This window comes from Inquilinus sp. (assembly GCF_057815775.1).
On sequence record NZ_JBYRFX010001205.1, the window covers coordinates 1 to 2,022 of the forward strand.

2 protein-coding genes are annotated in these 2,022 nt (G+C 69.7%); one reads left to right on the forward strand and one right to left on the reverse strand.

Annotated elements, in window-relative coordinates; translation table 11 throughout:
• Positions 1-848, reverse strand: an 848-nt coding sequence (locus AC3XYG_RS42775; RefSeq protein ID WP_489146021.1) for a serine hydrolase, incomplete at its 3' end; no start/stop codon positions are given.
• 133 nt (positions 849-981) lie between these two features.
• Between AC3XYG_RS42775 and AC3XYG_RS42780 the strand changes: the two genes are divergently transcribed.
• Positions 982-2,022 (forward strand): alpha-hydroxy acid oxidase (locus AC3XYG_RS42780; RefSeq protein WP_489146022.1); only part of this gene is annotated, 1,041 nt, incomplete at its 3' end.

The window sequence follows — 2,022 nt, forward strand, 5'->3', positions numbered from 1 at the left end:
CGGCCGAACTCACTGCCCCGGCTGAGGCCGAAGCCATAGGGGGCGAGGGCGCCGTCGGCGAAGCCGACCGGGGCGGACAGGCGGCTGTACAGCGCCTCGGGGTCGTCGCGGGAGGCATCGATGTGGCGCTCCCAGGCGATCATGTCGTCCAGGCTGGCGCCCAGCCCGGCATCGCCGGTCCACAGGATGCGGTTCTCGGCCGCGCGGAAGCCGCTGGCCTGGGTGCCTTCATAGCCCTCGGTGCCGTCGGGCATGGCGCGGGTGTCGGCGGCCAGCACCGCGCCGCTCATGCCGGCGCGGTCGAAGATGCGGCTGCGCAGCAGCTCGGCGAAGCTGCGGCCGGTCCGCTGCTCCAGCACATCGGACAGGATGCGGAAGTTCTGGTTGACGTAGGAATAGCGCGTGCCCGGCGCGAACTGCAGCGTCCGGGTGCCGGCGATCACGCGCGCGGCCTCGGTGTCGCCGAACGGCGCTTCGACCGGCGACCCGTGCAGCATCGCCACCGCCCAATAGTCGCGCAGGCCGGACTGGTTATGCGCCAGGTGGCGGGCGGTCGGCGCCGCACCCTGCAGCAGCGGCAGGCGGGCGCGCACGTCGCCATCCAGCACCGACGGGTCGGGAAGGGCGTCCAGCAGCAGGCCGCAGGTGAACTGCTTGGTGATCGAGCACATGCGGAACAGCGTGCGCGGCGTGAAGGCGATGCGCCGCTCGGCATTGGCCCAGCCCCAGGCGTGGCGGGCCAGCACCTCGCCCTCGCGCAGCACGGCCACGGCACCGCCGGGCCCGGCATAGTTGCGGGGCAGGGCGTCGAGGACGCGGTTCAGGCGGGTGTCGAGGGAGTCGCTCATGGCCGCCACCCTGGCGTCGCCGCCGCAATGTGTAAAGATGCGGCCTGTGTAACGATGCCTTGGCGGAATTGCGGGTGACAGGCGCGGCCGTGGCATTTATCAGACATAACAAACCTGCCCGAGAAGACTGCGCATGCCGACGATCACCAACATCCAGGACCTCCGCGCCCTGGCCAAGCGCCGCATCCCGCGGGCCATCTTCGATTATGCCGACCGCGGCTCCTATGACGAGGTGACGCTGCGGGCCAACCGCGCCGACCTGTCCGCCATCGGCCTGCGCCAGCGGGTGATGATCGATGTCGACAAGCGCTCGGTCGCGACCAGGATCCTCGGCCAGGACGTGACCATGCCGCTGGCGATCGCGCCGACCGGCCTGACCGGCCTGTTCCACGGCAATGGCGAAATCCACGGCGCCCGAGCGGCCGAGGCCTTCGGCATCCCGTTCTGCCTGTCGACCATGTCGATCTGCTCGATCGAGGATGTGCGCGGCGCGGTGCAGAAGCCGTTCTGGTTCCAGCTCTACGTCATGCGCGACCGCGGCTTCTCGAAATCGCTGATCGAACGCGCCATCGCCGCGCAATGCTCGGCCCTGGTGCTGACGCTCGACCTGCAGATCCAGGGCCAGCGCCATCGCGACCTGAAAAACGGCCTGGCCGTGCCGCCGCGGCTGACGCTCAGCAACGCCATCGACATCGCCACCAAGCCGTCCTGGGCGATGAAGGTGCTGTTCGGCAAGCGCCGCAGCTTCGGCAATCTGGACGGGCACGTGAAGGGCGCGGGCAACCTGAAGACCCTGTCGGAATGGACCGCCAGCCAGTTCGATGCGTCGCTCAGCTGGAAGGATGTCGAATGGGTGCGCAGCATCTGGCCCGGCAAGCTGATCCTGAAGGGCGTGCTGGACGAGGATGACGCGAAGATCGCGGCCTCGACCGGCGCCGACGCGGTCGTGGTCTCCAACCATGGCGGCCGCCAGCTCGACGGCGCGCAATCCTCGATCTCGGCGCTGCCGGGCATCGTCCAGGCGATCGGCGACAAGACCGAGATCCTGTTCGATGGCGGCGTGCAGTCCGGCCAGGACATCCTGAAGGCGGTGGCGCTGGGCGCCCGTGGCTGCCTGATGGGCAAGGCCTCCCTCTACGGCCTGGCCGCGATGGGCGAGGCGGGGGTGACCAAG